Source organism: Methylobacterium sp. (assembly GCF_019750675.1).
GTDB lineage: Bacteria > Pseudomonadota > Alphaproteobacteria > Rhizobiales > Beijerinckiaceae > Methylobacterium.
Genome location: NZ_JAIEOF010000320.1, coordinates 1 through 6,343, shown reverse-complemented (window position 1 = coordinate 6,343; position 6,343 = coordinate 1). Strand labels below are relative to the sequence as shown.

Below are 6,343 nucleotides of genomic sequence, written 5' to 3'. Positions count from 1 at the left end.
CGAGGCCGGAGGTCAACGCCCGACAGCGCGATGCGCCCTCGGGCGAGCTTCGCGTTGGGGAACAGGACGTCGGCCCCGCTTCACCCGTCGTCGTCGAGTCCCGATGCCCAACGCTGCCGCGAACACGACCCTGCGCATCGAGGATGCGGTGAACGATACCTGCCCCTGGTCGGGCAAGCCGATCGCGGCCGACTCGCTGACCCTCTACAACGGCGCGGTGGTGGGCTTCTGCAACCCGGAATGCCGGGACAAGTTCGCCAAGGCGATCCGCGGCTTCGAGGACGCGCTCCAGGCGCGCCGGGCGGAGAGCGCGGGCGTCAACCAGTGATCGACCCGATGACGATGCCGGTCCAGGGAGCCTGACGCATGTTCGAAGGCCTGTCCGATCGCCTCTCCGGGATTCTCTCCGGCCTCACGCGCCGCGGCGCGCTGACCGAGGCCGACGTCACCGCCGCCCTGCGCGAGGTCCGGCGCGCCCTGCTGGAGGCCGACGTCGCCCTCGAGGTGGTGCGCGGGTTTACCGAAAAGGTGCGCGAGAAGGCGGTCGGCGCCGTCGTCCTGAAGTCGGTCACCCCCGGCCAGATGGTCGTCAAGATCGTCAACGACGAGCTCGTGGCGATGCTCGGCTCGGACGCGAGCATCATCGACCTCAACGCCCCCGCGCCCGTGGCCATCCTGATGGTCGGCCTGCAGGGTTCGGGCAAGACCACCACCACCGCCAAGATCGCCCGCCGGCTGGTTTCCCGCGACAAGCGCCGCGTGCTGCTGGCCTCCCTTGACACCCGCCGCCCGGCGGCGATGGAGCAGCTCGCGATCCTGGCCAAGCAGGTCGAGGTCGAGAGCCTGCCGATCGTGGCCGGCCAGTCGGCGGTGCAGATCGCGCGGCGCGCCATGGACGCCGCCCGCCTCGGCGGCTTCGACGTGGTCATGCTCGACACCGCCGGCCGCATCACCCTCGACGAGGCGCTGATGGCGGAGGCGGCCGAGGTCAAGGCCGCCACCAACCCGCACGAGGTGCTCCTCGTCGCCGACGCGCTGACCGGCCAGGACGCGGTGAACACCGCCCGCGCCTTCGACGAGCGCCTCGGCGTCACCGGCATCGTGCTGACCCGCATGGACGGCGATTCGCGCGGCGGCGCGGCCCTCTCGATGCGCGCCGTCACCGGCAAGCCGATCAAGCTCGTGGGCACCGGCGAGAAGGTCGACGCCCTGGAGGAGTTCCACCCCTCCCGCGTCGCCAACCGCATCCTCGGCATGGGCGACATCGTCTCCCTCGTGGAGAAGGCGGCCGAGACCATCGACCACGAGCAGGCGCTCCGCACCGCGGAGAAGATGCGCAAGGGCAAGTTCGACCTCGACGACCTGTCGATGCAGCTCGCCCAGATGGAGAAGATGGGCGGCATCGGCGGCCTCATGGGCATGCTCCCGGGCATGGGCCAGATGAAGAAGCAGGTCGAGAGCGCCAACCTCGACGAGAACATGTTCAAGCGCCAGCGGGCCATCATCTCGTCGATGACCGCGCAGGAGCGCAAGAATCCCGACATCCTCAAGAACTCCCGCAAGAAGCGCATCGCCGCGGGCTCGGGGACGAAGGTGGAGGAGCTCAACAAGCTCCTCAAGATGCACCGGACCATGGCCGACATGATGAAGGCGATGGGCTCGGGCAAGCGCGGCATCGGCCAGGCCCTCGGCTCGATGTTTGGAATGGGTGGCGGCGGCGGGATGGGCGGCATGCCCGGCCTGCCCCCCGGCATGCCGGAGCCGACGCCGGAAATGATCGCCGACATGCAGAAGCAGCTCGGCGGCAAGCTCCCCCCGATGCCCCCGGGCCTCGGGGGCAAGATGCCGGGCCTGCCCGGGCTCGGGGGTCCCAAGGGCCCCGGCGGCCTGCCGGGTCTCGGCGGATTTCCCTTCGGGAAGAAGAAGTAGCGACGGGGGGCGTAGCGCATAGCGAGTCGGGTTTGCCCCCACGGACTCGCCATTCGCTACGCGCTTCTCGCCCTCACACTGACCTTTGGAGTAGACCATGTCCCTCAAGATCCGCCTCACCCGTGGCGGCGCCAAGAAGCGCCCGTACTACCGCATCGTCGTCGCCGACGCCCGCGCTCCCCGCGACGGCCGCTTCATCGACAAGGTCGGCGTCTACGACCCGATGAAGGCCAAGGACGATCCGGCCCGCATCGTGCTCGAGGCCGACAAGATCCAGGCCTGGCTCGCCAAGGGCGCCCAGCCCACCGACCGCGTCCTGCGCTTCCTCGACGCCGCCGGCCTCGCCAAGCGCCCCGCGCGCAACAACCCGCAGAAGGCCGAGCCGGGCGAGAAGGCCAAGGAGCGCGCCGCCAAGCGCGCCGAGAAGGCCGCCGCCCCGGCCGAAGACGCCGCGGCCTGAGGCTGAGAGTCCGCGCATGGCACGCCGTCCCGGAGGCAATTCACCCCAAGGCGACGGCGGCCGCCGTGCGCGGCCCGGCCGCATCGGCAGCGACGCGGCAACCTCGGCCCACCGGCCACGGTCGGACGAGGATGCCGCCCTGCCGGAGACCGACCCGAGCCTCGTCCGCATGGGCGAGTTCGGGCGCGCGCACGGCCTCAACGGCGAGGTCAGGTTGAAATCCTACACCGGCGACCCGCAGGCCATCGGGACCTACGGGCCGCTGATCGCCAGCGACGGCCGCCGCATCGAGTTGACCGATATCCGCCAGGCCGGCGGCACCTCCCCCGACCTCCTCGTCGTGCGCGTGAAGGGCGTGGCCGACCGGACCGGCGCCGAGGCGCTGAATCGCGTCGCCCTCTACCTGCCCCGCGAGCGCCTCGGCGACACGGCGGACGAGGACGAATTCTTCACCGCGGACCTCGTCGGCCTGACCGTGGTCAACACGCAGGGCGTGGTGCTCGGTACCGTTGCGGACGTGCCGAATTACGGCGGCGGCGATCTCCTCGAGATCAAGCCTGCGCTCGGCGGCGCCACCGCCCTCCTGCCCTTCACCAAGGCGTTCGTGCCGGTGCTCGCGATCGCCGAGGGCCGGGTCGTGGTCGATCCGCCCGAAGACCTGTTCGTTCCGGCCGGTCCCCGCCCACCCGACGAGCCGGTCTGAACGCGCGGAGATCCGGCTCAGGCGGCTCCGGCCCACTGCGCCGCGACGGGCGGGCTCGGCGGCGGGTTTCGACGCGATACGGCGATGTGGGTCCGATTGCGGCCGGCGGCCTTCGCCGCGTACAGCGCCATGTCGGCGAGGGGGTAGAGGTCTGCGGGCGCCACGGTTCCCGTCGCGGACCCTCGGGTGCTGGCGAGGCCGATGCTGACGGTGATCGACCCCGGCCGTATCCCGGCGGCTGCGATGCCGAGCGTGGCCACCTCCGCATGGACCGCCTCGGCGATCCGCAGCGCACCCGCCTCGTCCGTGTCCGGAAGCAGCAGCACGAATTCCTCGCCGCCGATTCGGCAAGCGAGATCGCCCGGCCGGCGGATGCTCGCGGAGAGGCAGGCGGCGAGCCCCCGCAGGACCGCGTCGCCGATCCCGTGGCCGTAGCGGTCGTTGATCGCCTTGAAGTGGTCGACGTCGACGGCGAGCAGGGACCGCATCGCCGCCGGATCGGGCGGCCCCGTCCAGGCCCGGGCGATCTCGTCCTCGAAGCGCCGCCGGTTCGGCAATCCCGTGAGGACGTCGGTCAACGAGAGGCGGGCAAGCTCCGCCTGCATCCGCGTCCGCTGCCGCAACTCGCAACCGAACAGGAATGAGAGGCCGATGGTCAGGCCGCACAGGACCAGCACCATCAGGCCGATGACGAGGGCCTTGTGGCGCCACTGCGCGTCGATCTCCTCCACCGCCAGGGCGACGTTGAGGATGAGGGGCAGGTCCCCGACGCTCGTATACGCGTAGAGGCGCTGGCCGGCATCGCGCAGCGAGTCACCGACGAAGGTCCCGTGCGACGCCGTCAGGAATTGCTGGAAGGTCGCCGAACGGGCCACGTTCGCCCCGATATCGGCCGGCGCGAAGGGATGGCGCATGAGCCGGGTGCCGTCGCGCAGATACAGATTGATCGCCCCCCGCGGACCGAGGCCGATATTCGCGAACAGCCGGGTGAAGTAGGACAGCTTGAGGGAGGCCGACACGATCCCGCCGAAGCTCCCGTCCGGCTTGGTGATGCGTCGGCTCAGGACGATGACCGGAACGCCGACCAAGCGGGATGTGACCGGCCGGCTGATGACCAGGCCGAGATCGGCACGCGCCGCATGCGCGCGGAAATAGTCCCGGTCGGCGTTGTTGAGACGGCGGGCGGGCACGGCGTGCGAATCGAAGACGGTATCGCCCTTGTCGTTCAGGACGAGTACCACCCCCATGTCGGTGGCGGTCGCGGCCCGGTCGAACAGAACCAGCTGGCGCAGCTCCGGGCCGATCTCCGAGATCCCGGGGGCCGACAGGTTGTCGACGACGGCGCGCAGCGAGAGATCGATGATCTCGACGTTGCGGGCGATATCGCGCTCGATCACCTGGAGCAGGTTTCGCGACGTCTGCGTGGCCTTGTCCCAGGCGTCGCCACGCATGTCGAGCAGCATCTGCCCGCAGATCAGGAGCATGCCGATCGGTGCGAGGATGCCGAGGACGTTCCACGTTCGGGAAGTGGACGACCATCGGTCGGTTCGAAATGACAGGCGCATCGGTGCCGCTGACGCATTCGTTGAGGGTCTCCGGGCATTTCGCACGACAAACCCTAATCGACCGTCGTCCGCTTCCGTGACGAACCTCGGTTCACGCGCACAGATCGGCGGACCTGTCTCGTCGGATGGCCGCCCTCACCGGCGTCCGGTGCTCCGGCGGGTGGTCTCGTCCCGGCACGGCCTGATCGCGCGGGGGTCCGGGCGCGCCTCGGCCGCGGGGACCTCGAAGGTCGCGAGGTAGCCGACGCCCCCCGTCAGGGTGGTGAAGCCGGTCTGGCGGTAGCCGGCGGCGCTCAGCTCGCAGGCCAGGAGCGCGGGCGGCGTCCCGTGCCGCGCGGGAACGTCGTCGGCGTCGACGATGCCGACGCGGCCGCCCGGCCGCATCGCGGCGGCGAGGTTGTGCAGCAGGCCGAAGGGCTGAGCGATCTCGTGATACATGTGAACCAGCACGGCGGCATCCAGCGAGTTCGGCGCCAGCCGGGGATCGTGCGGCTCTCCGCGCACGACGGTGACGTTCGTCACGCCGGCCTTCGCGATCCGGGCCTCCAGGTCGGCGAGGTAGCGCGGCGTCACGTCCTGCGCGTAGACGCGGCCCTTGGGGCCGAGGCGCTCGGAAAGGCGCATCGCGTAGTAGCCGCTGCCCGCGCCGATATCGGCGACGCTCTCGCCGGGGGCGATGCCCATGAGGCGGGCGACCTGCCCGACCTCGTCAACCGCGTCGCGCTGCTTCTCGGAAGCCCAGAGGGGAGCGACGATCTCGGCGACGGGCCGGTCGGGCCTGGGGAAGTCCGTGGCCGGCGCGCCGGGCGGACCGAGGGGCTCGGCGGCGAGCGCCGGCGTGAGCGTCAGGACACAGAGGAAGGCGAGCGCGGGACGGATCATGCAGGGACAACCGCGCGCCGGCCCTTCGGTGCCACGTTGACCGCGCGCGGGGCGAGGCGTCATCAAGCGGCATGACTCCCGAGATTCCCGCCCAGACCCCGGCGCCCCCCCCCTGGTCCGCGACCATCCTCACCCTCTACCCGGACATGTTTCCCGGGCCCCTCGGCGTCTCGCTCTCGGGGGACGCCCTGGCGCGGGGCACCTGGGCGCTGGAGGCGCGCGACATCCGCGAGCACGGCCTCGGCCGGCACCGGGCGGTGGACGACACCCCGGCCGGGGGGGGCGCCGGCATGGTCCTGCGCTGCGACGTGCTCGGCGCCGCCATCGACGCGGCGGCACCGAGCGACGATGCGCGGCCCCGTTTGCTGATGAGTCCGCGCGGAAAGCCCCTCACGCAGGCACGCGTCCGCGCCCTCAGCGCGGGGCCGGGCGTCGTCGTCGTCTGCGGCCGCTTCGAGGGGGTGGACGAGCGCGTCATCGCGGGGCGCGGCCTGGAGGAGGTCTCGATCGGCGACTACATCCTGTCCGGCGGCGAGATCGCCGCCCTGGTGCTCCTCGACGCGTGCATCCGCCTCCTGCCCGGCGTGATGGGCAAGGTGGCCTCGGGCGACGAGGAGAGCTTCGAGGCCGGGCACCTCGAGTACCCGCACTACACCCGGCCCCGCGACTGGGAGGGACGGGCGATCCCCGACGTGCTCACCGGTGGCAACCACGGCGCCATCGCGAAATGGCGCCGGGCCGAAGCCCTCCGCCTGACCCGCGAGCGCCGGCCGGACCTGCTCGGCCCCGACGAAACCTGACGGG

Annotated in this window: 7 protein-coding genes; 5 read left to right on the top strand and 2 right to left on the bottom strand. The window is 71.4% G+C overall.

Annotated elements, in window-relative coordinates; all coding sequences use genetic code 11:
• Window positions 1–103 precede the first annotated feature (103 nt).
• The 4 genes from K2X24_RS16530 to rimM all read left to right on the top strand — a co-directional run bounded on the left by K2X24_RS16530 (window position 104) and on the right by rimM (window position 3,092).
• Window positions 104–328, top strand: a complete 225-nt coding sequence (locus K2X24_RS16530; protein ID WP_056475430.1) for a hypothetical protein — start codon at window positions 104–106, stop codon at window positions 326–328.
• Window positions 329–366: 38 nt separating this feature from the next.
• Window positions 367–1,929, top strand: a complete 1,563-nt coding sequence (gene ffh / locus K2X24_RS16525) for a signal recognition particle protein (RefSeq protein WP_292499436.1) — start codon at window positions 367–369, stop codon at window positions 1,927–1,929.
• A 97-nt stretch (window positions 1,930–2,026) separates the two neighbouring features.
• The gene (rpsP, locus tag K2X24_RS16520; protein WP_055957770.1) at window positions 2,027–2,389 is read left to right on the top strand and encodes a 30S ribosomal protein S16; all 363 of its coding nucleotides are present in this window, start codon (window positions 2,027–2,029) and stop codon (window positions 2,387–2,389) included.
• 16 nt (window positions 2,390–2,405) lie between these two features.
• Window positions 2,406–3,092 carry a ribosome maturation factor RimM gene (gene rimM / locus K2X24_RS16515; protein WP_292499435.1) on the top strand — a complete coding sequence of 229 codons (687 nt, stop codon included), beginning with the start codon at window positions 2,406–2,408 and terminating at the stop codon, window positions 3,090–3,092.
• 17 nt (window positions 3,093–3,109) lie between these two features.
• Here rimM and K2X24_RS16510 read toward each other — a convergent pair whose 3' ends face one another.
• Window positions 3,110–4,576 carry a sensor domain-containing diguanylate cyclase gene (locus tag K2X24_RS16510; protein WP_366934517.1) on the bottom strand — a complete coding sequence of 489 codons (1,467 nt, stop codon included), beginning with the start codon at window positions 4,574–4,576 and terminating at the stop codon, window positions 3,110–3,112.
• Between the two features lie 216 nt (window positions 4,577–4,792).
• On the bottom strand, window positions 4,793–5,539 hold the full coding sequence (locus K2X24_RS16505) for a class I SAM-dependent methyltransferase (protein WP_292499433.1): 747 nt from the start codon (window positions 5,537–5,539) through the stop codon (window positions 4,793–4,795).
• Between the two features lie 71 nt (window positions 5,540–5,610).
• Here K2X24_RS16505 and trmD point away from each other — a divergent pair, with 71 nt between their 5' ends.
• Complete coding sequence (trmD, locus tag K2X24_RS16500; RefSeq protein WP_292499432.1) at window positions 5,611–6,339, top strand: tRNA (guanosine(37)-N1)-methyltransferase TrmD; 729 nt, start codon at window positions 5,611–5,613, stop codon at window positions 6,337–6,339.
• The last annotated feature ends 4 nt before the right edge of the window (window positions 6,340–6,343 follow it).